The sequence below is a fragment of the Kitasatospora sp. GP30 genome (assembly GCF_029892145.1).
GTDB classification, from domain to species: Bacteria; Actinomycetota; Actinomycetes; order Streptomycetales; family Streptomycetaceae; genus Kitasatospora; species Kitasatospora acidiphila.
In genome coordinates this window covers 94291-119588 of the sequence record NZ_JARZAH010000011.1, presented here as the reverse complement: position 1 = coordinate 119588, position 25298 = coordinate 94291, and the positions used below count along the sequence as shown (strand labels likewise).

Below are 25298 nucleotides of genomic sequence, written 5' to 3'. Positions count from 1 at the left end.
CAGGTGGGCGGCAACGCCGCGGGGCGGGTGGACCGGTTGGTCCGCCCGCCCCGCAACAACTCAGCCGACGCCGCGTCAGGCGGTCGTCTCGGCCTCCGCCGCCTTCTTGGCTGCGGTCTTGCGCGTCCGGGTGGCCGTCTTCTTGACCGGGGTCTCCTCGGCGGCCGGCGCCTCGGCGGCAACCTTCGTGGTGGTGCGCTTGGCGGCCGCCTTCTTGGCGGGGGCCTCCTCGGCGGTGGCGGCCTTCTTGACCGTGCGCTTGGCGGCGGTCTTCTTGGCCGGGGCTTCCTCGGCGGCCGGCGCCTCGGTGGCGACGGCCTTCTTGGTGGTGCGCTTGGCGGCGGTCTTCTTGGCCGGGGCTTCCTCGGTGACCGGCGCTTCGGCGGCGGTGGCCTTCTTGACCGTGCGCTTGGCGGCGGTCTTCTTGGCGGGCGCCTCCTCGGCGGCCGGCTCCACCGCTGCGGTCTTCCGCGTCCGGGTGGCCGTCTTCTTGGCCGGGGCTTCCTCGGCGGCCGGCGCTTCGGTGGCGACGGCCTTCTTGGTGGTCCGCTTGGCGGCGGTCTTCTTGACCGGGGCCTCCTCGACGGCCGGTGCTTCGGCGGCGGTGGCCTTCTTGGTGGTCCGCTTGGCGGCGGCCTTCTTGACCGGGGCCTCCTCGACGGTCGGCGCTTCGGTGGCGACGGCCTTCTTGGTGGTTCGCTTGGCGGCGGTCTTCTTGACCGGCGCCTCCTCGACGGTCGGCGCCTCGGTGGCGACGGCCTTCTTCGTGGTCCGCTTGGCGGCGGTCTTCTTGGCGGGCGCCTCCTCGGCGGCCGGCTCCACCGCCGCGGCCTTGCGCGTCCGGGTGGCCCTCTTCGGCGCGGTGCTCTCCTGAGCCGGCGCGCCCGCCTGCTCCGGCAGCGTCACCACCGGCGCGGGCTCGACCACGGCCACCGGCTCCGGCTTCGCGGCAACCGGCTCGGCCGCAGCCGCCACCGGCTCCGCCGCAGCCACCTGCGCGTTGCGCACGGCACCGGTGGCCTCCGCCGCCGCGCCACCGCGCGAGCGGCGACGCCGGCGGCGCGACGCACCGCCGCCCTCGCCGTCCCGGTTCGCCGGCGCGGGCACTGCGGCCGCCGGAGCCTGGGCGTCGCCCTGCGGCGTCGCCGCCACCGTGCCCTCAGCGACCTCGGAACCGCGACGGGTGCGCCGCCGCTTGCGCGAGGCGCGGGGCGCCCGCTCCTCGGTGGCCTGCTCGGTGCTGGGCGCCGGCCGGTCGCCGCGCTCGCCACGGCCGCGACCGCGCTCGCCGCGCTCGCCGCGCTCGCCGCGCTCGCCGCGCTCGCCGCGACCCGGGCGGCCGCCGCGGCCGCCGGTCTCGCCGAGATCCTCGATCTCCTCGGCGGCCAGCCCGGCACGGGTGCGCTCGGAGCGCGGCAGCACGCCCTTGGTGCCCGGCGCGATCTTCAGCAGCTCGTACAGGTGCGGGGAGGTGGAGTAGGTCTCCTCCGGGTCGTTGAACGGCAGCTCCAGCGCCTTGTTGATCAGCTGCCAGCGCGGGATGTCGTCCCAGTCGACCAGCGTGACCGCGGTGCCGGAGGCGCCGGCCCGGCCGGTGCGGCCGATCCGGTGCAGGTAGGTCTTCTCGTCGTCGGTGCACTGGTAGTTGATGACGTGGGTGACGCCCTCGACGTCGATGCCGCGGGCCGCGACGTCGGTGCAGACCAGCACGTCGACCTTGCCGTTGCGGAACGCGCGCAGCGCCTGCTCGCGGGCGCCCTGGCCGAGGTCGCCGTGGACCGCGCCGGCCGCGAAGCCGCGCTGGGTCAGCTGGTCGGCCACGTCGGCGGCGGTCCGCTTGGTGCGGCAGAAGATCATCGCCAGCCCGCGGCCTTCGGCCTGCAGGATCCGCGCCACCATCTCGACCTTGTCCAGCGAGTGCGCCCGGAAGATGTGCTGGTCGATGTTGGCGACGGTGTGGCCGCTGTCGTCGGGCGCGGCGGCCCGGATGTGGGTCGGCTGGCTCATGTAGCGACGGGCCAGGCTGATCACCTGTCCCGGCATGGTCGCCGAGAAGAGCAGGGTCTGCCGCTTCGCCGGCAGCATGGTGAGGATCTTCTCGACGTCGGGCAGGAAGCCCAGGTCGAGCATCTCGTCGGCCTCGTCCAGGACCAGCGCGCGGACCTGGGAGAGGTTGAGCTTGCGCTGACCGGCCAGGTCGAGCAGGCGGCCCGGGGTGCCGACCACGATGTCGACGCCCTTCTGCAGCGCCTCCACCTGCGGCTCGTAGGCCCGGCCGCCGTAGACCGCGAGGACCCGCACATTGCGGACCTTGCCGGCGGTCTGCAGGTCGTTGGTGACCTGGGTGCAGAGCTCGCGGGTGGGGACCACGATCAGGGCCTGCGGGTTGTCGGAGAGCTGCTCCTCGGTGGCTCGGCCGGCGTCCACGTCGGCGCGGACCACCACCCGCTCGATCAGCGGCAGGCCGAAGCCGAGGGTCTTGCCGGTGCCGGTCTTGGCCTGGCCGATGACGTCGTGGCCGGTCAGTGCGACCGGCAGGGTCATCTCCTGGATCGGGAACGGGTGGATGATGCCGACCGCTTCCAGGGCCTCGGCGGTCTCCGGGAGGATGCCGAGGTCGCGGAAAGTGGTCTTCGTCGGTTCAGTCGTGGTGGACAGGGTGCTGCCTCTTCCGTGTGGCGGGCCGAGAGCGAGTGGGGGGCGGTGCAGTCACGCCGCTGCTGTCAGGGCCCGGTCAGGGCCCCGCTCGCAAGCCGCGAGATCGTGCACAACCGCGCCGGTCCCTGCTGCGCGCGGGCGCCGGCCCTGGCTGGGCCGCGGCGTCCCGTGGCATGGGGGAGATGTCCCTTGAGGAATCCGGCGCGGGACCGGCGCTCTGCAGCGCGATCCGCGGCGGCCCTCGCTCGGCCACTGATGCGGTGCCTGGCTTGAGGTCCAAGCCAAGGTCGGAGCCGATCGGGTCTCCGACCGGGCATCCGCGTACGTGTGGGGACAGGGCGCCGCGCCGGAAGGGGTCCGGATGCAGCGAACCCGCGCGATCCTTGACCGTGCGGGTATACGAGTCCCTGTACCACTGTACCGAACGTGGCCGACTCGAACACGTGATGTCCCTGACATGCCTGCTGAGCACGCCCGGAACCCCGTGCCGGGCGGTCTAGAGTGACGGTCCATGGAGACTCAAGGCGGGGCCGGCCAGGACGGCTCGATCGGAGACTGGGCCACCTGCGCGGCCGACCCCGGCTACCGGGCGGCGGTGCTCGACCTGCTGGGCGCGCTGGCCTACGGCGAGCTGAGCGCCTTCGAGCGGCTGGCCGACGACGCCAAGCTGGCCCCGGGCCTGGCCGACAAGGCGGCGCTGGCCCGGATGGCGTCCGCCGAGTTCCAGCACTACCAGCTGCTGCACGACCGGCTGGCCGAGATCGGCGCCGACCCGACCGAGGCGATGACCCCGTTCGTCGAGCCGCTGGAGTCCTTCCATCGGGTGACCCGCCCGTCGGACTGGCTGGAGGGCCTGGTCAAGGCCTATGTGGGTGACTCCATTGCGACCGACTTCTACCGCGAGGTGGCGGTCCGGCTGGACGACGACACCCGGGAGCTGGTGCTGCGGGTGATGGACGACACCGGGCACGCCCAGTTCGCCGTCGACAAGGTGCGCCAGGCGATCGAGCAGGACCCGCGGGTCGGTGGGCGGCTGGCGCTCTGGGGCCGGCGGCTGATGGGCGAGGCGCTCAGCCAGGCCCAGCACGTGGTGGCGGAGCGGGACGCGCTCTCCAACCTGCTGGTCGGCGGTGCCGAGGTGCGCGGCTTCGACCTGGTCGAGGTCGGCAAGATGTTCAACCGCATCACCGAGGCGCACACCAAGCGGATGAGCGCGCTGGGGCTCTCCTCCTGACCTGACCGGTCCCGGCTGAGCCGCCGTCAGGCCGCGTGCCGCCGGCGGTGGTGGCGGTGGCTGCCGCGCCGGGCGGCCAGGTCGGGGCGGGCCGGCACCGAGGTGAGCAGCCCGGTGGCGATGACGGTCAGCAGCAGCGTCACGGGCGGGTTGCCGCCTGCCAGCGCGTAGCGGATCACCAGGCCGCTGAGCAGCGCCGAGACCAGTCCGGTGACGAGCACCAGGCTGCGGGTCCGGGGGAAGTACTCCGGCCGCAGCAGCAGCGCGGCGATCCCGGCCAGCAGGCCGATCACGGCGAACAGTACGGCTTCGAGCGGCAGCGGCACGGCGGCCTCCCGGGTGCTGGGGTACCCCCAGCCGGGGGCCGGGGGAGGGTCGACCGCGGCGGGGGGACGCGGTGCGCGACCCCTACCCGGCCCACCCGGGTTCTACGCCTGCCGAACACAGTGCGGCCCGCCACCTGGTGAGGTGGCGGGCCGCACTGTGCGAGCGTCTCAGATGGTGCCGAAGCCGACCTTGCGGATGGCCTGCTCGCCGATCTCGACATAGGCCAGGCGGTCGGCCGGAACCAGAATGCGGCGGCCGTGCTCGTCGGTCAGCGAGAAGAGCTTCGAGGTGCCGTCCAGTGCCTTGGCCACGGCGTTCTCGACCTCGTCAGCGGTCTGCGTGCTCTCGATGACGATCTCTCGGGGCGCGTTCTGCACGCCGATCTTGACCTCCACGGCTTTCGTCCCTCCGGGGTTACAGCCACCATGCGCGGCCGTCCGCACCCGATCGGGGTGGCGGTCGGCCGTGCCGTACGGCTTCACCTTAGAGCAACCGGGTGGCGACGGGGTGGATCACTCCGGGTCCGGGACCGCCTGCTGCTGCTCGCCGGGGTGCATCGGGAAGCCCTTGAGGCCGCGCCAGGCCAGCGAGGCGACCAGTCGAACGGCCTCCTCGCGCGGGATCTCGGCGCCCTGGGAGAGCCAGTAGCGCGCGGTGATCTGGGCAAGTCCGCAGACCCCGGCCGCCAGCAGCTTGGCCTCCGCCTCGGGCAGGTCGGTGTCCTCCGCGATCACCTTGCTGACCAGGGTGGCGCTCAGGTCGGCGACCCGCTCCACCCGCTCGCGGACCGCGGGCTCATTGGTCAGGTCGGACTCGAAGACCAGCCGGAACGAGCCGGACTCGGCGGCCACGTAGTCGAAGTAGGCCTGCATGGTCGCGGCCACTCGCTGCTTGTTGTCCGTGGTGGCGTCCAGCGCCTGCCGGGTGGCCTCGAGCAGGGCGTCGCAGTGCTTGTCCAGCAGCGCCAGGTAGAGCTCCAACTTGCCGGGGAAGTGCTGGTACAGCACCGGCTTGCTGACGCCGGCGCGCTCGGCGATGTCGTCCATCGCCGCGGCGTGGTAGCCCTGGGCGACGAACACCTCCTGCGCGGCTCCGAGCAACTGCTCCCGTCGGGCGCTACGCGGCAGCCGGGCGCCGCGCGGGCGGTCCTGAGCCTCCTGGATGGCCGTCACGGCGCTCCTCACTTCACGGTCGTTCGTTTGCTGGGCGGCTGAATTCTACTTTTCGGTAACCCCTCACGCGCTTCGGCGAACCTGGAAAAGCGCAGCTCTGAGGTTGTCGGGTGCCCACAATACGGCGCGGGCCCCCCTGGGGCGCCAGAGTCTCACTACCATCTTCTCCCATGAACACCCAGCAGCTTCTCCGATGAGCACCGAGCCGCGGGATCGGGCCCAGGACGCGCCTGACCAGGGCGCCGGCCTCCGGCCGCCCGGGCTCTGGGGCACCCGGATGGTCCGGGTGCCCGGTGCGGCGCTCTCGGTGATCGGACCGACCGCCGAGGCCTCGGCGGGCCTGCCGGAGGTGCTCTACGTGCACGGCCTGGGCGGCTCCGCGGACAACTGGACCGAGCTGATGGCGGAGCTCGACGGGACGGTCCGGGGCGAGGCTCTGGATCTGCCCGGCTTCGGCTGGTCGGCCCCGCCGGCTGACGGCAACCTGTCGGTGAACGGCCATGTCCGGGCGGTGATCGGCTACCTGGAGGAGACCGGGCGGGGTCCGGTCCACCTGGTCGGCAACTCACTGGGCGGCTCGGTGGCGGTCCGGCTCGCGTCGCTGCGGCCCGACCTGGTGCGCAGCCTGGTGCTGATCTCGCCGGCGCTGCCCGAGCTGCCGCCGCAGCGCACCGCGCTGCCCACGGGGATGCTCGCGCTGCCCGGGATGCTGCGGCTGCTGCGGCGGCTGCCGGGTGACACCCGCGGCGTGGAGCAGGCCACCGACGGGCTGCTCGACCTGGTCTACGGCAACGCCAGGGCGATCCCGCCGGAGAAGCGCGCCTCGGCGGTGGCCGAGTACCGCCGCCGGCTCGGGCTGCCCTACGCGATGCAGGTGCTGGTCGACTCGGCGCGCGGCATCGTCTCGGCCTACACCGAGCGCGGCGAGCAGGCGCTGTGGCGGCAGGCCGAGCGGGTCGCGGTGCCGGTGCTGCTGGTCTACGGGCTGCGCGACAAGCTGGTTTCGTACCGTTCGGCGGCCCGGGCCTGCGCGGTGTTCCGGGATGCCCGGCTGCTGGTGCTGCCGACCTCCGGGCACGTGGCGATGATGGAGCACCCGGTGCAGGTGGGGCGCGCGGTGCGGGAGTTCCTCGACGAGGTGGCGGGGCGCGCCGACCGGAACTGACAGGGCGTCAGTTCCGCGTCAACGCCGTGGGCCGTCTGGCGTTACGTGAGTTCACTCGTTCAGGTGGCAGCGTGCTACTCCTGGGCCGTTCGGCCCTGATCCGTTCTACCGTCGTGGATGTCGGACCGAACAGATGTGGGGGGCGTGGCCGTCGGCGGCGCCCGACAGGGGTGTGAGCGCGAGGGGCGAACCACTGCGGCGTGGGTCGCCCGGTGGGGTGTGAGCGGTCCGTGACGGCGACCGGGGCTGTCGAGTCCCCGGCGCCGCCGAGTCCGTGGGGCGATCGGTTCAGGGTCGTCGGTGTGAATCCTCCCGTGCGTGTGGTGCCCGCTGTGCCGTTCCGGTGCGCCGGCTCGGCGTTCTGTTCCCGTCATGCTTCCTGTCCTGGAGGTCGTCGTGCGCATTGCCCTGCTGACCGAACGTGCCCGTGCGGTGCCCCACCGTGCGGGAGGCTGGTGCGATCGACTGGTCGCCGGGCTCGCGGAGCACGAGTTCGAGCGGTACGTCCTGGTGGCCGGCCCGCCGGGCGCCGAGCCCGCCGCGCCGCCCGGCCCCGGGGTGCGGGCGCTCGCGCTGCGCGGGCCCAGGCCGCCCGGGCGGGCGCCGGGGCCGGTGCGCCGCCGGCAGTACGCCGCGGCCTATGAGCAGCTGATCCGGGCCCTGGTGCTGCCCGGGGAGCGCGCGGGGTTCGCCGCCGGGCTGCACCGGCTCGCCGAACTGGCCCGGCAGGACGGCGCGTTGCCCGCCTTCCTGGCCTCCGGGCGGGCCCACCAGCTGCTGGAGCAGGTCTGGCGCTCGCCCGGCGCCGACACCGCCGCCGGGCAGCCGCTGGTCCATGACGTGCTGGTCGCGGGCGACTTGCTGGAGCAGTGCCTGCGCCCGCTCGCCGCCGACTGGTACGGCGACGACGCCGACGGGCTGGGTGCCGCCGACCTGTGCCATGTGGTCGGCGGCGGACCGGCGGTGCTGCCCGCGCTGGTGGCCAAGGAGCTCTACGGGGTGCCCTTCGTGCTGACCGAGCACGGCCTGCATCTGCGCGAGCAGTACCTGGGTTACCGGCAGGCGCCCTACCGCTGGCCGGTCCGGGCCCTGCTGCTCGGCTTCTTCCGGCAGCTCACCGCCGAGAGCTACCGGCAGGCCGCGCTGCTCACCCCGGGCAGCGGCTACGACCGCGAGTGGCAGCTGCGCTGCGGTGCCGATCCGGCGCGGATCCGAGTGGTCCACCGGGATGTGCCGGAGGCCGCGCGCCCGGCCGCCGGCGCCGAGCCCGAGAGACCGACCCTGGTCTGGGCGGGCCGACTGGCCCCCGCCGCGGATCCGGAGCTGATGCTGCACGCCTTCGCCCGGCTTCGGGGCGAGATCTCCGGCGCGCGGCTGCTGCTGCACGGGCCGGAGGGGCTGCCCGGCTACCGGGCGCACTGCGCGGCGCTGGCCGACCGGTTGGGGCTGACGGTGGGCCCCGAGCGGGACGTCTGCTTCGACGAGGCGGGCCCGTCGGCCGCGCTCTGGGACCGCGGCACGGTCGCGGTCTTCTCGCACCGCTCGCTGCCCGTGCCGCGCCCGTTGGCGGAGGCGATGCTCAGCGGGCGCGCGGTGGTCGCGACCGATGTGGGCGTGGCCCGTGAGGTGCTCGGTCCGGCCGGCCTGCTGGTGCCGCCGGGGGGGCCGGCCGCGCTGGCGGCCGCCTGCCAGGCGCTGCTCGCGGACCGGGCGCGCCGGGAGCGGCTCGGCCGGGCCGGGCGGCAGCGGGCGGCGGAGCGGTTCGCGGTGGAGCCCGCGGCGGCCGCGTTCCGCGAGGTCTATCTCGAACTGGTCTCCCGCTGGCCGGCGTTCGCGGCCACCGAGCGGGCGTCGGGTGAGCCGGCCAGGCCGTTCGCCCGTCCCGCCGAGTACTGGGTGACGGGTGCGGCCGGTGCCTGGGCGAAGGCGAGTTGACGGTGGGTCGGGTAGGTGGCCATCAGATGGCGGAGCGTCAGGCGGAGCGCCGGGGTGACTCCGGGGGGCAGCTGTCCGCAGATCCGGTGCGGGAGTTGATGGCGGCGCACCGGGGGCTGTGCGAGCGCGCGGTGGACTCGTTGGAGATCGCGGCCGGGCTGGAGGAGGCCGGGATCGGGGCGGCGCTGGTCGGCCGCTACCGACATGCGGACGTCTTCGCGCTCGCCGAGGAGCTGTTCGCCCGGGTGCCGCGCCGTCCGGTCGAGCCGGCGCCCGTCGCGCCCGAGCCCCGGCCGCCCGGCTGGCGGCACCGATTCGGCGTGCTGGTCGGGCTGTTGGGCGCGCTGCTGCTGCCGCTGGCCACCGCGCCGCCCGGGGCGCTGGGCACGGCGCTGACCCTGGCGGTGGCGGGCTGGCCGGCGTTCGCGGCCGCCGACCGGGCCGCCCGCTGGGTGCGCCACACCGGGCGGGGCCAAGTGCGCAGTGCGGCAACCGCGGTGGAGTTCCGGGTCCGGATGCGCCCGGTGCTGCCGGTCGCGCTGGGCCTCCAACTGGCCGTGCTCGCGCTGACCAGCTTCGCCGCGCTGGCCGTGCTCACCGCGCTGGTGCCGCACCCCGGCTCACTGGGCCGTGCCGGGCTGCTGCCGGCCGTGGTCCAGCGGGCCGGGGCGGTCCAGTGGTACGGCCAGGCAGTGCTCGGCCTGCTGGTCGGCACGGCCGCCGTGCTGCGCCGGCTGGGGCACGGGGGCCTGGCGCTGGCCGGGCTGCTGGCCGCCGACGGTGCGGGGCTGCTGCTGACGGCGCTTCACACCGGTGGCCTGCTGGGCGACTGGGCCGACGTCCCCGGCGCGCTGACCGCGCTGGCGGCCGGCGCCGCCGCAGCGGTCCTGCTGCCCGCGGCCTGGGCCGCCATCGGGCGACCGGGGGCATTCGGCTGACGGTGCGTCAGTCATACCCGTCCATACTGTTGTCGACATCACGTGGGAGGACACCCCATGCGGGTGCTGTTGTTGGGGGCCGGCGGCTTCATCGGGCGCCGGGTCGCCGACCGGTTGTTCTTGGACGCCGATCTGCAGGTCACCGTGCTGGGTCGGCGGGATGCCGCCGACATCAGGTTCGATCTGGCATCCGGGAGCCCGGGGGCGCTGGCCCGGTTCCTGGACGCGGTGGCACCCCAGGTGGTGATCAACTGCGCCGGGGCGAGCCAGGGCGCACCGCGCACCCTGGTGCGGGCCAACTCGCTTGCGGTGGCGACCGTCTGCGAGGCGATCCGGCGCAGCCGGGAGCCGGCCAGGCTGGTGCACCTGGGGTCGGCCGCCGAGTACGGGCCGGTGCCGGTGGGCTCGATCACCTCGGAGTCCGCGGAGCCGCGGCCGGTCGGCCCGTACGGGGTGTCCAAGCTGGCCGGCACCGAGCTGGTGCTCGCCTCCGGGCTGGACGCCGTGGTGCTGCGGGCCTTCGACGTGGTGGGCCCGGGTGCGCCGGCCGCCTCGCTGTTCGGCCGGCTGGCCGAGGGGCTGCGCCGGGCGCTGGAGCTGGGCGAGCCCCGGGTGCGGGTGCCGGACCTGTCCGCATTCCGAGATTTCGTGGACGTCCGGGATGTCGCGGAGGCGGTCCGGGCCGCGATGGACTCGGCGGCGACCGGGGTGGTCAACATCGGCGGGGGGCGCGCCGTACGGGTCCGGGAGGCGGCCGACCTGCTGGTGCGGGCCTCGGGGTTCGACGGGCTGCTGAGCGAGGAGGCCAGGTCGGCGCCGCTGCCCGCCCAGCCGGCCGGGTTCGTGCCGGCGGGGGGTGAGCCCTCGGCGCCGCATCCGGCTCCGGCCGAGCCCCGGCCCGGGTTGGAGCCGGTGCTCTGGCGGCAGGCCGATGTGCGGACCGCCCGGGAGCGCCTCGGCTGGCGGGCGCAGACCCCGCTGGAGGAGTCGCTGGGCGATGTCTGGCTGGAGACCGCCTGCCGGGTGTGAGGCGGTGGCGGCGCCGCGGCCGCGAGTGAGCCCAAGGACGCCCTGGTCCCATCATCCGGCGAAGCTGTCTCGCCAGCTGGACGAGCTGTCTCGGAATACCGGTCCGGCGTGAGACTGTTTCACAGGAACCACTGATCTGACGACCATCGGAGTCCCCGTGTCGCTGCCACCCCTGGTCGAGCCGGCCGCCGAGCTCACCGTAGACGAGGTCCGCCGGTACTCCCGCCACCTGATCATCCCGGACGTCGGGATGGACGGACAGAAGCGGTTGAAGAACGCCAAGGTGCTCTGCGTGGGCGCCGGAGGCCTCGGTTCCCCGGCCCTGATGTACCTGGCCGCCGCCGGCGTCGGCACCCTCGGCATCGTCGAGTTCGACACGGTGGACGAGTCCAACCTGCAGCGCCAGATCATCCATGGGCAGTCCGACATCGGGCGCTCGAAGGGCGAGTCCGCGCGGGACTCGGTCAAGGAGATCAACCCGTACGTCAATGTGATCCTCCATGACGAGCGGCTCGACAACGACAACGTCATGGAGATCTTCTCCGGCTACGACCTGATCGTGGACGGCACCGACAACTTCGCCACCCGCTACCTGGTGAACGACGCGGCGGTGCTGCTCGGCAAGCCCTACGTCTGGGGCTCGATCTACCGGTTCGACGGCCAGGCCAGCGTCTTCTGGGCCGAGCACGGCCCGTGCTACCGCTGCCTCTACCCGGAGGCCCCGCCGCCGGGCATGGTGCCGTCCTGCGCCGAGGGCGGCGTGCTGGGGGTGCTCTGCGCCTCGATCGGCTCGATCCAGGTGACCGAGGCGATCAAGCTGCTGGCCGGCATCGGCGAGCCGCTGGTCGGCCGCCTGATGATCTACGACGCCCTGGAGATGAACTACCGCCAGGTCAAGGTCCGTAAGGACCCGGACTGCGCGGTCTGCGGCGAGAACCCGACCGTCACCGAGCTGATCGACTACGAGTCGTTCTGCGGCGTGATCTCGGAGGAGGCCCAGGAGGCGGCGCTGGGGTCGACCATCACCCCCAAGCAGCTCAAGGAGATGCAGGACAACGGCGAGGACATCCTGCTGATCGACGTCCGCGAGCAGAACGAGTACGAGATCGTCAACATCCCGGGCGCGGTGCTCATCCCCAAGAACGAGTTCCTGATGGGGAGCGCGCTGGAGAAGATGCCGCAGGACCGGAAGATCATCGTGCACTGCAAGACCGGTGTCCGCTCGGCCGAGGTGCTGGCCGTGCTGAAGGCGGCCGGGTTCGCCAACTCGGTCCACCTGGGCGGCGGCGTGATCAGCTGGGTCAACCAGATCGAGCCGGAGAAGCCGGTCTACTGATCCGACCGGGCCACGTGGTCGGCCCCCGCACCGAGCCGCGAGCCGGTGCGGGGGCCGACCCGTTCTCAGAGCGCGCCCTTGCGCTGCAGGTAGGTGTAGGCGATCCAGCCGGGCAGCACCGGCAGCCAGAAGGTGAGCGCCCGGTAGAGGAAGACCGCGGAGGTCGCCGTGGCGGCCGGCATACCCAGGCTCAGCGCGACGATCAGCGCACCCTCGATGGCGCCGATCCCGCCAGGCGTCGGCACCGCCGACCCGGCGGCGTTGGCGGTGAGGAAGACCACCGCGACCGTGGCGTAGTCCATCGAGCCACCGAACGCCTTCACCGAGGCGTCCAGGCAGGCGGTGAAGGTCAGGGTCAGCAGCAGGATGCCGCCGAAGCCGGTGACCAGCTTGCTGGGCGTCTGCATCAGGTCGAGCATCCGCGGCACCACGCCGAAGAACAGCGAGCGCAGCCGGGTCAGCACGAACCGCCGCAGCGGCGCGACCGCGGCCACCACCAGCGCCAGCACCGCCGCGGTCAGCACCCCGATGATCACCGCGCGCTCGCTGCCCGCGTCGCCGTTGCTGGCGCTGCCGGTGATCAGACCGAAGCAGAAGAGCAGCATCAGATGGCCGGCCAGCCCGGCCAGCTGGGAGGCGCCCACACTGGCCACCGCCTGCCCGGGCCGCACCCCGGCCTTCTGCAGGTAGCGGGTGTTCAGCGCGATCCCGCCGATCGCGGCCGGCGCCACCAGTTTCACGAACGAACTGGCCAGCTGGGCGGCCACGGTCCGGCCGAACGGCAGCTTCTCCGGGACGAACCCGGTCAGGCTCATCGCCGCCGCGATGTACGTGACCCCGGCGCACGCCAGCGCCACCAGCGCCCACGGCACGTCCAGCTGGGAGAGTTTCAGCTGACCCGGCTGGATGGTGGTGACCGCCAGATAGGCGGCGAACGCCATGCCCACCACGGTGATCAGGGTCTTCGGCCGCAGCCGCTCCAGTTTGGCGGGCGCCTCCGGGGCCTCCGGAGCGATCTCCAGGATCTGCTCCCGGATCCGGCTGAGCAGGTCCTCTGAGGCGGCCGCGATGTCCTCCTCGGCCTGCTCCCGGGTCCGCTCGCCGGCCGCCACCTGCTCCAGCGCCAGCGCCTGGGCGGCGGCCCGGCGCTCCTTGGCCTGCTTCGCCAGGTCGGCCCGGGTCTGCCGGCTCAGCCCGACCGGCTGCAGCAGCGGCAGCGAGGCGGCCATCCGGTCCCGCCCGAGCTCCGCCCTGGCGACCGCGACCGCCCGCTCCGGACCGATCCGCAGCGCGAAGGTGGTGAGCAGCTGGGCGACGTCGATCCGCAGCGTCAGGTCGCCGGCCGCGATGTCGCCGCCGGACAGGTTGACCAGCACCCCCCGCTTGCCGTCCACCGCGAGCAGCGACTCGCCGGTCAGCCGGCGGTGCGCGATCCGGCGGCCGTGCAGGGCGCCGACCGACTTCCAGAACGAGGCCATCAGATCGTCGCCGATCTCGCCGTCGTCGAGCTCGTCGAGGGTGCGGCCCGACACCTGCTCGTAGACCAGGACCGCCGCGTCCGGTCCCAGCTCGGAGGTGGCCACCAGCTGCGGGGCGTCCGCGCCGGCCGCGGCCGCGGCGTAGGCGATCAGCGCCTCCTGCTCCAGCGCCTGCCGCAGCGACTGCGGGCTGCGCCGCACCGCGACGGTGCGCAGCCGCAGCCGCCGCCAGGCCCGGTAGAAGAACCCGGAGGCCTGCTGCTCGCGGTCGATGATGTGGACGTCCAGGGCCGGGCCGTCCTGCTGGTTGACCACGTAGCGGCGGGTGCCGCCGGGCGCGTCCGGGGCGCGGTGGGCGTACCGGGGCGTGAAGCCGACCCGCCGCAGCCCGAGCATCAGGTGCTGCCCGGTCGGCCGGATGTTGGGGGAGCCGATCGTGTAGAGCGTGCCGTAGGCGACCGACCAGCCGAGCAGCACGGTGAGCAGCAGCGAGAGCGGGGTGGTGGAGCCGCTGATCAGTTCGGTGATGCCGCTGATCAGCACCACCGTCCACAGCGCCACCCGCCAGCGCGGCCGGCTGGCCAGTCCGACCGCGGTCATGAAGGCGATCACCGGTGCCAGATAGCCGTGCACCGGCTCGGTGAGCGGCCCACCGCCCTCGGGCATCAGGGTGAACGCCTTGCGGATCGCCGACGAGGCGCCCGCGGCCACCCACCAGTCGACCGCCAGCGAGATGCCGTAGGCGAGCACCGCGGAGAGCACGCCGTCGGCGACTCTCAGGCCGTCCCGTTTGATCAGCCGTTCGACGGCGAAGGCCACCGGCACGGCGAGCACCGCCACGCCGGAGAGCAGGTTGCCGAAGGTGGTCAGCCAGGGTGCGACGTGCCTGATGTTGGTGTGGATGTCGGTCGAGATGCCGCTGGTGGTCGAGATCGCGATGTTGGCGATCACGAACAGCGCGATGATGCCGAGCACACCGGCCACGAAGCGGATCAGATCGGATGGGCGGTGGGCGCGGGCCGCCAGCAGCGGTTCGTCCACCGCCAGGTGGTCGCCGTCCTGGTCGCCGGACCCGGCGGCCGGCGCCGGAGCGCCGCCGGCGCCCCCGGGACCGCCCGGAGGCGGCTTGGACTCGTCGCCCGCGCCCGCGCGGCGCGGCGGCCGGCCCGCTCCCGGTGAGGTTCGCTTGACCAGCGAGACCTTCGGCTGCCCGGTCGGCGCACCAGCGGAGGTGGGCTCGGCAGAGCCCTGATCCACATCCACGTCAGCCGTCCCGGTCATCTGGTCTTGTCCTCGTATCACCACTCACCGCCTGGAGGAAGATGGTGGCATGCCGAGCTCCCCGCCGCCGGACAGGGGCGGGCCCGGGCGGAGTGAATACCCCGCAGGAGGCCGCTCGCTGCGCCGCATGGGCAACAATGCCCGAATGACGGACAACAGCGGGGACCCCCGCCCCGGCGCCGACCTGCCCCCGTTCGCCGAGTTGGTGCTCGATGTGATCGACCGTATCCCCCCGGGGCGCGTGATGACGTATGGCGACGTGGCCGAATATCTCGGCGAGGGCGGGCCGCGCCAGGTGGGCCGGGTGCTGGCGCTCTACGGGGGCGCGGTGCCCTGGTGGCGGGTGGTGCGGGCGGACGGCACGCTGCTGCCGGGCCACGAGCACCGGGCGCTGGCCGCCTACCGCAGCGAGGGCACCCCGCTGCGCGAGGGCGCCGAGCAGTACCGGGTGGACATCCGCCGGGCGCGGTGGGACGGCCGCTAGAGCGTAGGCTCTACTCTTCCGTTCCCTATCCCTGGACGACCGTGCCCTCCCCCTACCGACTGGTGCGCAGCCCGCTCGCGACGCCCGCCCCGCCGGAGCTGGACCCGTTCCAGCAGGCGGTGGCCGAGCACGCGGGCGGCCCGCTGCTGGTGCTCGCGGGCCCGGGGACCGGCAAGACCACCACGCTGGTGGAGGCGGTGGCCCGCCGGGTCGAGCGGGGCACCGATCCGGAGCGGATCCTGGTGCTGACCTTCAGCCGCAAGGCCGCCATGGAGCTGCGCGACCGGATGGCGGTGCGACTCGCCGCCGCGCCGCAGGCCACCACCTTCCACTCGTTCTGCTACGCCCTGCTGCGTTCCGACCAGGAGCCGGAGCGGTTCGCCGAGCCGCTGCGGCTGCTCTCCGGCCCCGAACAGGACGTGATGGTCCGCGAGCTGCTCGCCGGCGGCGCCCAGGACGCGGCGGCGGGCACCGGGACCATCCGCTGGCCGCTGGACCTGCGGGCCTGCCTGACCACCCGGGGCTTCGCCGACGAGGTGCGTGCGGTGCTGGCCCGCAGCCGCGAGCTGGGGCTCGGCGAGGCGGAGCTGGCCCGGTTCGCGGCCGGGGTGGAGCGCCCGGACTGGGCGGCGGCCGCGCACTTCCTGGCCGACTACCTGGACGTGCTGGACCTGCGCGGGGTGCTGGACTACGCCGAGCTGGTGCACCGCGCGGTGCTGCTGGCCGAGCGGTCCGAGGCGGACCTGGCCGCGCGCTACGACGCGGTCTTCGTGGACGAGTACCAGGACACCGACCCGGCCCAGGTGCGGCTGCTGCAGCGGTTGGCCGGCGGGGGCCGGGACCTGGTCGCGGTGGGCGACCCGGACCAGTCGATCTACGCGTTCCGGGGCGCCGACATCAACGGCATCCTGGACTTCCCGCAGCACTTCCGCCGGCGCGACGGCCGCCCGGCCGAGGTGAAGGTGCTGCGGGTGTCGCGGCGGGCGGCACCGGTGCTGCTGGCCGCCTCCCGGCAGCTGGCCGCCCGGATGCCGATGGGTCGGCTGCCGGCGGACAAGCTGGCCGAGCACCGGGCGCTGCTGCCCGGGCCGCACCCCACGGCCGGCAGCGTCGAGGTCTACACCTACCCGAGCCCGGGGGCGGAGCTGGAGAGCGTCGCCGACCTGCTGCGCCGCGCGCACCTGGAGGACGGGGTGCCGTGGGGCGAGATGGCGGTGCTGGTGCGGGCCGGGGCCCGGGCGATACCGGGGGTGCGGCGGGCGCTGAGCGCGGCCGGGGTGCCGCTGGAGATCGACGGTGACGACCTGCCGCTGCGCGAGGAGCCGGCGGTGGTGCCGATCCTGCTGGCGCTGCGGGTCTGCGCTCAGGGCGCGGCCGCCGAGCGCCGGGCCGAGCGGATCCCGGCACCGCGGAAGTCGGCTGAGTCGACTGGCGCCCAGGAGGCCACGAGTGAGGCCCCGGAGGCCCTGACCGAAGCCTCAGAGGCCCCGACCACCGCCGAGCCGTCGATCGCCGAGCCGCTGACCGCCGAGATCGCGCACACCCTGCTCACCGGCCCGCTGGGCGCGCTGGACGGCGCCGACCTGCGCCGGCTGGGCCGCGAGCTGCGCGAGGAGGAGCGTGCGGCGCTGCGGGAGGCGGGCGAGATGGACGAGGGGCGCCCGCAGCCGATCGTGCGCTCCGCCGAAGAGCTGATTCGAGAGGCGCTGGCCGAACCCGAGCGCCTGGTGATCTTCGACTCGGCCCCGGCCCGCCGGGCCCGCGAGCTCGGCACCCTGCTGCGCAAGGTCCGCGACCTGCTGCGCGGCGGCGGCACCGCCGAGGAGGCGCTCTGGCAGCTCTGGGACGGCAGCCCCCGCTGGCGCGAGCGGCTGGAGCGGGGCGCGCTGCGCGGTGGTGCCGCCGGCCGCAACGCCGACCGCGACCTGGACGCGCTCTGCGCCCTGTTCGAGACCGCCGCCCGCGCCGAGGAGCGGGTCACCGGCCACCGCGGCGCCCTCGACCTGCTGGAGGAGCTGGCCGCCCAGGACATCGCCGCCGATACCCTCACCGTCCGAACCGCCCGCCCCGAGGCGGTCCGCCTGATGACCGCCCACCGCGCCAAGGGCCTGGAGTGGCGGCTGGTCGTGGTGGCCGGCGTGCAGGAGGGCCTCTGGCCGGACCTGCGCCGCCGCGGCTCGCTGCTGGAGGCCGACCGGATCGGCCGGGACGGCCTGGCCGAGCCGCTCTCCCCGGGCGCCCTGCTGGCCGAGGAGCGACGGCTCTTCTACGTGGCCGCCACCCGGGCCAAGGAGCGCCTGATCGTCACTGCCGTCAAGGCGCCCGCCGAGGACGGTGACGAGCCTTCCCGGCTGCTCCGCGAGCTCTACCGCGAGGAGCTCGACCTCCGGACCGGCAACGTGCTGCGCCGCACCCCCGCGGTGACCGTCGAGGACGTCACCCACCGCCCGCGCCGCCCGCTCTCGGTCGCCGCCCTGGTGGCCGAGCTGCGCGCGGTCACCGTCGACCCGGACCGCTCGCCCGAGCTGCGCCGGGCCGCCGCCGAACGCCTGGCCCAGCTGGCCACCGCCACCGATCACACCGGCGCCCCGCTGGTCCCGGCCGCCCACCCCGACCGCTGGTGGGGCCTGGCCGACCCGACCAGCAACCCGGTCCCGCTGCGCGAGCCGGACCGCCCGGTGCAGCTCTCCGGCAGCGGCCTGGAGCAGCTGGACAGCTGCTCGCTGCAGTGGTTCCTGAGCAAGGAGGTCCGGGCCCAGACCGGCACCTCCGGCGCCCAGGGCTTCGGCAACGTGCTGCACGCGCTGGCCGACGAGGTGGGCTCCGGGCGCACCCCGGCCGACCTCGCGGTGCTGCTGGAGCGGCTGGACACGGTCTGGGACGCGCTGGCCTTCGACGCGCCGTGGAAGTCGGCGCAGGAGAAGGCCAACGCCCGGGCCGCGCTGGAGCGGTTCCTGCACTGGCACGTGCTGGAGCGCGGGCGGGCCGTGCTGGCCACCGAGCACGGCTTCGACCTGACCCTGCCGGTCGGCGAGGTCGCGGTGCGGATCCGCGGGGTGCTGGACCGGGTGGAGCGGGACACCGTAGGCCGGGCCTACGTGGTGGACTTCAAGACCGGCAAGCAGGCCCCCAGCGACAAGTCGCTGCCCGAGCACAAGCAGCTGGCGGTGTACCAGCTGGCCGTCCGCGAGGGCGCGCTGGACCCGCTGCTGAACGAGCGGCCGGCACTCGGCGGCGCCGAGCTGGTGCAGCTGCGGCTGGAGGACAAGAAGGCGCCCGAGGCGCCCAAGGTGCAGCACCAGCCGCCGCCGGACGGCGAGCCGTGGATCGAGAACCTGCTCGCCGACGCGGCCGGCCGGGTGCTGGCCGAGCGGTTCGTGCCGACCGCCGGCGATGCCTGCGGCCACTGCACGTTCAAGCGCAGCTGCTCGGCCCAGCGGGACGGCCGGCAGCTGATCGACTAGGGCCGCTGCGGTGGATCAGGCCCTCGGCATGATCCACCGCAGCCCCGGACCCGCTGTCGGGGCCTCCGGTTACCGTTGACCCCATGCTCACCCACTCCGACCAGCTCAAGGAGCTGCTCGGCATCCCGTTCAACCGGGAGCAGCTGGCGGCGATCGGGGCACCGCTGGCGCCGTCGGTGATCGTGGCGGGGGCCGGCTCGGGCAAGACCACGGTGATGGCGGCCCGGGTGGTCTGGCTGGTCGGCTCCGGCGCGGTCCGGGCCGACCAGGTGCTGGGCCTGACCTTCACCAACAAGGCGGCCGCCGAGCTCGCCGAGCGGGTGCGCACCGCGCTGGCCCGGGCCGGGCTGCGGGACGGCGCCGAGGCCGAGGGCGACCCGGAGATCTCCACCTACCACGCGTTCGCCGGCCGTCTGCTCAAGGAGCACGGCCTGCGGATCGGCATCGAGCCGGACGTCCGCCTGCTGGCCGACGCCACCCGGTTCCAGCTCGCCGCCCGCGTGCTGCGGTCGGCGCCCGGCCCGTTCCCGCACCTCAAGGACCGCTTCGCGACGCTGGTCGCCGAGCTGACCGCCCTCGACGCCGAGCTGGCCGAGCACCTGGTGGCGCCCGCCGCGCTGCGCGATTTCGACACCGCGCTGCTGGACGGGCTGGCCGCCGTCAAGCTGACCAACCAGGACCTGCGGGACGTGCCGCAGGCGGCCCGCGGCCGGCTGGAGCTGCTCACCCTGGTCGAGGAGTACCGGCGCCGCAAGCAGGCCGTGGGCCTGATGGACTTCGGCGACCAGATCGCCGCCTCCGCCCGGCTGGCCATCGAGCGTCCCGAGGTCGGCAAGCTGCTGCGCGAGCAGTACCGGGTGGTGCTGCTGGACGAGTACCAGGACACCTCGGTGGCCCAGCGGCTGCTGCTGGCCGGCCTGTTCGGCGGCGCGGCGAGCGGCGGCCACCCGGTGACCGCGGTCGGTGACCCCTGCCAGGCGATCTACGGCTGGCGCGGCGCCTCGGTGGCCAACCTGGACGACTTCCCGGCCCACTTCCCGGCCGCCGACGGCACCCCGGCGGCCCGCTACGCGCTGAGCGAGAACCGGCGCAGCGGCGGCCGGCTGCTGGCCTTCGCCAACGAGCTGGCGGCCGACCTGCGCGAGCTGCACCAAGGCGTGGCGGCGCTGCGCCCGGCGCCCGGCGCGGAGCAGGACGGCTTCGCCCGGGTCGCGCTGCTGCCCACCCACGCCGAGGAGATCGACTGGCTGGCCGACTCGATCGCGCACCTGGTGCGCACCGGCACCCCGCCCGGCTCGGTGGCGGTGCTCTGCCGGTCCGCCGCGACCTTCCCCGACATCCACGCGGCTCTGGTGGCCCGCCAGGTGCCGGTCGAGGTGGTGGGCCTGGGCGGGTTGCTGCAGCTGCCCGAGGTGGCCGACCTGGTTGCGGTCTGCGAGGTGCTGCAGGACCCGACGGCCAACGCCGCGCTGGTCCGGCTGCTGATCGGCCCGCGCTGGCGGATCGGCCCGCGCGACCTGGCGCTGCTCGGCCGCCGGGCCGCCGACCTGGTCCGCACCGCCGATCTGGCCGGCGGTGACGCCCTGGCCAAGGCGGTGGCCGAGACCGACCCGACCGAGGTGGTCTCGCTGGCCGACGCGCTGGAGACCTTCCTGGAGCCGGACCAGCATGGGGGCACCTCCCAGCCGAAGGCTGGGGGAGAGCTGCCGTTCTCGCCCGAGGCCCGGGCCCGGTTCGCCTACCTGGCCCGGGAGGTCCGGGAGCTGCGCCGGGTGCTCGCCGAACCGCTGATGGACGTGCTGCACCGGGTGCTGGCGGTCACCGGCCTGGAGGTCGAGCTGGCCGCCTCCCCGCAGGCGCTGGCGGCCCGCCGCCGGGAGACCCTGCACGCCTTCCTGGACGTCGCGGCCGGCTTCGCCGATCTGGACGGCGACCCGGGGCTGCCCGCCTTCCTCGCCTTCCTGCGGGCCGCCGAGGAGTACGACCGGGGGCTGGACGCCGGCCTGCCGGGCGGCGAGGACACCGTGAAGGTGCTCACCGTGCACAAGTCCAAGGGCCTGGAGTGGGATGTGGTGGCGCTGCCCGGGCTGGTGAAGGGCGGCTTCCCGAGCAACCGCAGCCGGGAGAAGTGGACCAGCCGCCGCCAGGTGCTGCCGTATCCGCTGCGCGGCGACGCGGCCACCCTGCCCGCGGTGCCGGCCTGGCACGCCAAGGGCATGACGGCGTTCAAGAACGGCCTGAAGGAGCAGACCGGTCTGGAGGAGCTGCGGCTCGGCTATGTCGCGGTCACCCGGCCGCGCTCGCTGCTGCTGGCCTCCGGCCACTGGTGGGGGCCGACCCAGCGGACCGTGCGCGGCCCCTCCGAGTACCTGGAGCGGCTGCGCGAGCACGCCGAGCGGCCGGGCGCGGGCGAGGTGGAGCACTGGGCCGAGCCTCCGGTGGACGGCGCCGAGAACCCGGCGCTGCGCCGGCTCGGCGACACCCCGTGGCCGCTGCCGCTGGATCCGGGCGCCCTGCTGGCCCGCCGCCGGGTGGCCGAGGTGGTGGCCCGCCGGGCGGCCGGCCGCCCGGCCCCGGAGCCGGAGCCGCTGGCCCCGGAGGAGCAGCGCCTGGTGGACTCCTGGGACCGCGATCTGACGGCGCTGCTCGGCGAGTTGCGGCGGTCCCGGCAGGCGGTGCGTCAGGTGCCGCTGCCACCCGCGCTGTCCGCCTCCCAGCTGATGCGGCTGGCGGCCGACCCGGACGGCTTCGCCCATGAGCTGGCCCGCCCGCTGCCCCGCCCGCCGCAGACCGGGGCGCGCCGGGGCACCCGGTTCCACGCCTGGCTCCAGGCCAGGTTCGCCCCGCTGCCGCTGCTCGACCCGGACGCGTTGCCCGGCCTGGACGATGACGGCATCGCCGACGAGCAGGACCTGGAGCAGCTCAAGGAGGCGTTCCTGCGCGGGCCGTACGCCGACCGGCGCCCGCACCGGGTGGAGGCGCCGGTACAGCTGGTGCTCGGCGGCCGGGTGGTGCGCGGCCGGATCGACGCGGTGTACAAGGAGCGTGACGCTGACGGTGCGTCACGGTTCGAGATCGTCGACTGGAAGACCGGCCATGACGAGAACGCCGACCCGCTGCAGCTGGCGATCTACCGGCTGGCCTGGGCGGAGCAGCACGTGCTGGAGCCGGAGCAGGTCACCGCGGCGTTCTGCTACATCCGCAGCGGCCGGGTCGAAAGACCGTCAGGACTTCCTGGGCGGAAGGCGTTGGAAACGCTTCTGATCGGGAACAGTGACTATTAGGTCACAGAGAGCATTCAACTCGTCACACAGTCGCGCGAAACCGCTGCGCGATGCACGTTTCGCGCCTATTGTGGGGTCGGTAACCGGTCACCCGCGCTTGCTCGGCCGCCGGCCAGGCCCCCTTTCCTCACCCTCAGTCATCGCCGCAGGTGCCGACGCACCGGGCGCCTCTTGCTGGAGACACCGAAGTTGAGCGCGACCGGATGGTTCAGAGACTTGCTGGCCGGTCCGACCCGGGGCCCGGCCACCGTCCGTGCGACGGGCACCTGGCCTCGGACGGCCCTCGCCCTGCCGTTCATCGGGATGGCCCTGGTGGTGGGCCTCGACTACCTCAGCACCCTTCAAGTCACCGTCGAGCCGGCCCTGACCGCGGTGCCGGCGCTCGCCGCGATCGTCAGCCGGCGGGTCTGGTACCCGATCCTGATGGGCCTGCTGTCCGAGGGCGTCGCCTTCGCCATGGCGGGCTACGACAACGTGCTCGGCGAGTCGGTGCACAGCGCCACCGTCTTCGCCATCGCCCTGGTCACCGCGATCAGCTGGGTCAGCGCCGCCCTGAGAGTGCGTCAGGAGCAGGCGCTGGCCGACGCCCAGCTGGTGGCCGAGATCGCCCGCCGGGTGCTGCTGCGCGCGGTGCCGGACCGGGTGGGCAGCGTGCGGGCGGCCGTGCACTACGCGGCGGCCGCCGCGCACGCCCGGATCGGCGGCGACCTCTACGAGGTGGTCGACACCCGGCACGGGGTGCGCGCGGTCGTCGGCGACGTGCGCGGCAAGGGCCTCGGCGCGGTGGAGACCGCCGCCGCGGTGCTCGGCGCCTTCCGGGAGGCGGCGCACCAGGAGCCGGCCCTGGAGAAGGTGGCCGGCTGGCTGGCCGTCAGCCTGGACCGGGCGCTGCACGAGCACGACCACCCCGGGGTGGAGGAGGAGTTCGTCACCCTGGTGCTGATCGGGGTCGGCCCGGACGGCACCGCGGAGATCGTCAACTGCGGGCACCCGGCGCCGCTGCTGCTGACCGGCGACGGCACGGTGCGAGCCCTGGAGCTGCCCGAGACCGTGCCGCCGCTTGGCGTGCTCGACCCGGCCGACGTGTCGCCCCCGGTGCAGCGGGTGCCGTTCGCCCCCGGCGACCGGGTGCTGCTCTTCACCGACGGGGTGATCGAGGCCCGCGACCGGGCCGGCCGCTTCTACCCGCTGGCCGACCGGTTCCCGCACTGCGCGCAGGGCGGCCCGGTCGACGTGCTGGACCGGCTGCACGCCGATGTGGTCCGGCACGTCGGCCGGCCGCTCGGCGACGACGCGGCGATGCTGCTGCTGCAGTACGAGCCCGTTGCGCACGGCAGACAGCAACTGCCGCACCAGAACGGTCGGCTGGCCCGACAGTAGCTAGGCCGGCGCGTGGCCGCCCTGGCTGGGCCCGCCCGGATCGGCGGGCTGCCCGTGCTGGCCCGGGTCGGCCGGATCGCCGGCGACACCGGACCCGACCGACTGGGCGTTCATGTCGAGGGCCTTCGAGGTGCTCTGGTCGACGGCCGTCGCCCGGGCCAGCACATCGGCGAGTTCGGCAGCCAGCATCGCCTGGGCCGACGCCTGGGCCACCGCGCCGCCCGGCCCCTGCGGTGCCTGCGGGTTCGGGGTGACGCTGCCGTCGTCGTGGATCACCAGGCCGTTCTGCTGGGACCAGGCGATCAGCTGCTGCAACTGCTGCTGGAGCTGGAGGAACTGGTCGCCCGCGGCGGACAGTTGCTCGGCGTTCTGCTTGAGCAGGGACGACGCGTCGGTCAGCCGGTTGCTCGTGGTCTTCAGCGGGGCCTCGGCCGCGTCGGCGGCCTGTCCGGTCCAGGCCTGCTGGGAGGCCGTGCAGACCTGCTTGTCCCAGTTGTCGGCGGTCTGGGCGAAGTTCATCGCCGTCGCCATGTACTCCTCCGAGGCCCTGATCAGGGTGCCCGGGTGCATGTCCCGCAGGGTGGCGTAGTCCATCGGTCGGTCCTCCCTCAGCCGGCCTGGATCGCGTTCAGGCTGCCGGCGACGTCGCTCTCGGTGCCGGACTGCCGGGCGGCGCAGGACTTCAGGTTGAGGCCCTGCTGGTCCATGTCGGTGGAGAGCTTGGTGATCGCCTGGTCCCAGGCCCCACCGCTGGTCTGGATCGAGCCCGCGGTGGCGGTCTTGGGCACGCCGCCGGCCGCCTCGCCGGCGGCCTGAGCCAGCTGCGGTTTGAATCCCGAGACCTGGGTGGAGAGTTGTTCCGCCGCTGCGCCCGCGGCCTGCACCGCCGCCGGGTCCATGGTGGTGTCTGCCACTGGTTCCCTTCCCCCGTGTGAATCTGTCGTTCCGTCACATGCGTTCGGCTGAGAGTCAATCAGCTGTGCCAACGTAGCAGCCAGTTCGCCTGCGACCCAGTTCGGCTGCCGACGCCCGGCTACGCGGCCGCTGTCGCGGTGGCCTGGGTGACCTGCGGGTTCGGCAGGTCGGCGATCGGTTCGGTCGCAACCCTGTTGCGCACCACGGTCACAGCTCCACCTCCACCAGCAGCGGCCGGTGGTCGGAGACCGCGACCCGGGGAGCCGTGACGGTGCCGACGGCCGTGTGCGGCAGGCCGACCGCCAGCACGTGGTCGAACTGCACGGTCGGCCGGTGCGAGGGGTAGGTGGGGGTGCGGGCCAGGTCGTGCCAGCCCGGCAGCCGGGTGCCCGGCTCGCGGCCGCGCCGGCGCCGGGGCAGCGGGGTGGGCGGGGTGCCGGCGGTGCGGCGGGCGGCGCGCAGTTCGCGCAGGCGCTGCCGGGAGGCCGGCGCCCGGTCCAGTGCGGTGGCCCCGCCGAGCACGGTGCGCGGTACCGGGCCGACCAGGTTGAAGTCGCCGAGCACCAGGTAGGGCCGCGGCAGGTCGGCGATCCAGCGCCGGATCCCGGTCAGCTGCGCCATGTTCCAGCCGGGCACGAAGGACAGGTGGGTCGCCACCACGGTGAACGGCCCGCGCTCGCCCTCCAGCACCGCGGCCAGCGCGGCCCGCGGCTCGTCCGGCACCGGGGTCAGCCCGCGCCGCCCGGCCACCCGCAGGGGCAGCCCGAACGGCGCGGGCGCGAACCGCCGGGCCCGCCAGTGGCGCACCGGCAGCCGGGTGAGCAGTGCGGTGCCGTAGGACGGGCGGTCGGCGGCGTGCTCCTGGTCCTCGGGGCCGTAGACGGTGAGGCCGCGCGGTTCGGGCTCGCGCAGCCAGCCGGCCACCGGCGCCGGGGTGCCGTGCAGGGCGGCGGCGAACCGCCAGTCGGCGGCGCCCATCGCCTTGGCGGCCACCGCGGTCTGGTCGGCCAGTCCGGAGCGCTGCTGGTAGCGGTCCACCTCCTGGAGCGCCAGCACGTCGGCGTCCAGTGCGGCGATCGCCTCGTGCAGCGGTGCGGCGGCCTCGGAGGGGTAGGGGAGCGGGCTGCCGTCGGCGGCCAGCGGCTGGCCGTGCAGCAGGTTGAAGGTCGCGATTCGCAGAGGGCTCACTCGGTGACGGTACGCCCTCCAAGGGGTGGC

At 74.4% G+C, this 25298-nt stretch carries 18 protein-coding genes; 10 read left to right on the top strand and 8 right to left on the bottom strand.

Going from position 1 to position 25298, the window contains the following annotated elements; genetic code table 11:
* Positions 1 to 75: 75 nt before the first annotated feature.
* Entirely contained in the window at positions 76 to 2658 is a 2583-nt protein-coding gene (locus tag P3T35_RS18650) for a DEAD/DEAH box helicase (protein WP_280706928.1), read from the bottom strand.
* Positions 2659 to 3169: 511 nt separating this feature from the next.
* Here P3T35_RS18650 and P3T35_RS18645 point away from each other — a divergent pair.
* Positions 3170 to 3892 carry a ferritin-like fold-containing protein gene (locus tag P3T35_RS18645; protein WP_101382090.1) on the top strand — a complete coding sequence of 241 codons (723 nt, stop codon included), beginning with the start codon at positions 3170 to 3172 and terminating at the stop codon, positions 3890 to 3892.
* A gap of 26 nt (positions 3893 to 3918) precedes the next feature.
* Here P3T35_RS18645 and P3T35_RS18640 read toward each other — a convergent pair whose 3' ends face one another.
* The 3 genes from P3T35_RS18640 to P3T35_RS18630 all read right to left on the bottom strand — a co-directional run bounded on the left by P3T35_RS18640 (position 3919) and on the right by P3T35_RS18630 (position 5391).
* Positions 3919 to 4218 carry a hypothetical protein gene (locus P3T35_RS18640; protein WP_101382091.1) on the bottom strand — a complete coding sequence of 100 codons (300 nt, stop codon included), beginning with the start codon at positions 4216 to 4218 and terminating at the stop codon, positions 3919 to 3921.
* A 168-nt stretch (positions 4219 to 4386) separates the two neighbouring features.
* The gene (locus P3T35_RS18635; protein WP_101382092.1) at positions 4387 to 4614 is read right to left on the bottom strand and encodes a DUF3107 domain-containing protein; all 228 of its coding nucleotides are present in this window, start codon (positions 4612 to 4614) and stop codon (positions 4387 to 4389) included.
* A 117-nt stretch (positions 4615 to 4731) separates the two neighbouring features.
* Positions 4732 to 5391 (bottom strand): TetR/AcrR family transcriptional regulator, encoded by a 660-nt coding sequence (locus tag P3T35_RS18630; RefSeq protein WP_101382093.1) that lies wholly within the window; start codon positions 5389 to 5391, stop codon positions 4732 to 4734.
* A gap of 193 nt (positions 5392 to 5584) precedes the next feature.
* On the opposite strand from P3T35_RS18630, the gene P3T35_RS18625 reads away from it, so the two are divergent.
* From P3T35_RS18625 to moeZ, 5 genes are all read left to right on the top strand, one after another.
* Positions 5585 to 6556, top strand: a complete 972-nt coding sequence (locus P3T35_RS18625) for an alpha/beta hydrolase (protein WP_101382094.1) — start codon at positions 5585 to 5587, stop codon at positions 6554 to 6556.
* A 396-nt stretch (positions 6557 to 6952) separates the two neighbouring features.
* Positions 6953 to 8491: a DUF3492 domain-containing protein gene (locus P3T35_RS18620; protein WP_180356574.1), complete on the top strand. Its 1539-nt coding sequence runs from the start codon at positions 6953 to 6955 to the stop codon at positions 8489 to 8491.
* Between the two features lie 26 nt (positions 8492 to 8517).
* Positions 8518 to 9429 carry a hypothetical protein gene (locus P3T35_RS18615; RefSeq protein ID WP_101382096.1) on the top strand — a complete coding sequence of 304 codons (912 nt, stop codon included), beginning with the start codon at positions 8518 to 8520 and terminating at the stop codon, positions 9427 to 9429.
* A gap of 57 nt (positions 9430 to 9486) precedes the next feature.
* Positions 9487 to 10458, top strand: coding sequence for an NAD(P)-dependent oxidoreductase (locus P3T35_RS18610; protein WP_101382097.1), 972 nt, complete (start codon positions 9487 to 9489; stop codon positions 10456 to 10458).
* Positions 10459 to 10615: 157 nt separating this feature from the next.
* Complete coding sequence (gene moeZ / locus P3T35_RS18605) at positions 10616 to 11794, top strand: adenylyltransferase/sulfurtransferase MoeZ (RefSeq protein WP_101382098.1); 1179 nt, start codon at positions 10616 to 10618, stop codon at positions 11792 to 11794.
* Between the two features lie 65 nt (positions 11795 to 11859).
* Here moeZ and P3T35_RS18600 read toward each other — a convergent pair whose 3' ends face one another.
* Positions 11860 to 14553: a lysylphosphatidylglycerol synthase transmembrane domain-containing protein gene (locus tag P3T35_RS18600; protein ID WP_101382099.1), complete on the bottom strand. Its 2694-nt coding sequence runs from the start codon at positions 14551 to 14553 to the stop codon at positions 11860 to 11862.
* A gap of 145 nt (positions 14554 to 14698) precedes the next feature.
* Between P3T35_RS18600 and P3T35_RS18595 the strand changes: the two genes are divergently transcribed.
* The 4 genes from P3T35_RS18595 (at position 14699) to P3T35_RS18580 (ending at position 23165) form a co-directional block, all read left to right on the top strand.
* A complete protein-coding gene (locus P3T35_RS18595) occupies positions 14699 to 15037 on the top strand; it encodes an MGMT family protein (RefSeq protein ID WP_101382100.1) in 339 nt (112 codons plus the stop codon).
* 41 nt (positions 15038 to 15078) lie between these two features.
* The gene (locus P3T35_RS18590) at positions 15079 to 18501 is read left to right on the top strand and encodes an ATP-dependent DNA helicase (protein WP_101382101.1); all 3423 of its coding nucleotides are present in this window, start codon (positions 15079 to 15081) and stop codon (positions 18499 to 18501) included.
* Positions 18502 to 18584: 83 nt separating this feature from the next.
* Positions 18585 to 21785, top strand: coding sequence for an ATP-dependent DNA helicase (locus P3T35_RS18585; protein WP_101382102.1), 3201 nt, complete (start codon positions 18585 to 18587; stop codon positions 21783 to 21785).
* 189 nt (positions 21786 to 21974) lie between these two features.
* On the top strand, positions 21975 to 23165 hold the full coding sequence (locus tag P3T35_RS18580; protein ID WP_143676892.1) for a PP2C family protein-serine/threonine phosphatase: 1191 nt from the start codon (positions 21975 to 21977) through the stop codon (positions 23163 to 23165).
* On the opposite strand, the gene P3T35_RS18575 is transcribed toward P3T35_RS18580, so the two are convergent.
* The 3 genes from P3T35_RS18575 to P3T35_RS18565 form a co-directional block, all read right to left on the bottom strand.
* Positions 23166 to 23759: a hypothetical protein gene (locus tag P3T35_RS18575; RefSeq protein ID WP_101382104.1), complete on the bottom strand. Its 594-nt coding sequence runs from the start codon at positions 23757 to 23759 to the stop codon at positions 23166 to 23168.
* 14 nt (positions 23760 to 23773) lie between these two features.
* A complete protein-coding gene (locus P3T35_RS18570; protein ID WP_101382105.1) occupies positions 23774 to 24079 on the bottom strand; it encodes a hypothetical protein in 306 nt (101 codons plus the stop codon).
* 208 nt (positions 24080 to 24287) lie between these two features.
* Positions 24288 to 25268, bottom strand: coding sequence for an endonuclease/exonuclease/phosphatase family protein (locus tag P3T35_RS18565; protein ID WP_101382106.1), 981 nt, complete (start codon positions 25266 to 25268; stop codon positions 24288 to 24290).
* Between the last annotated feature and the right edge of the window lie 30 nt (positions 25269 to 25298).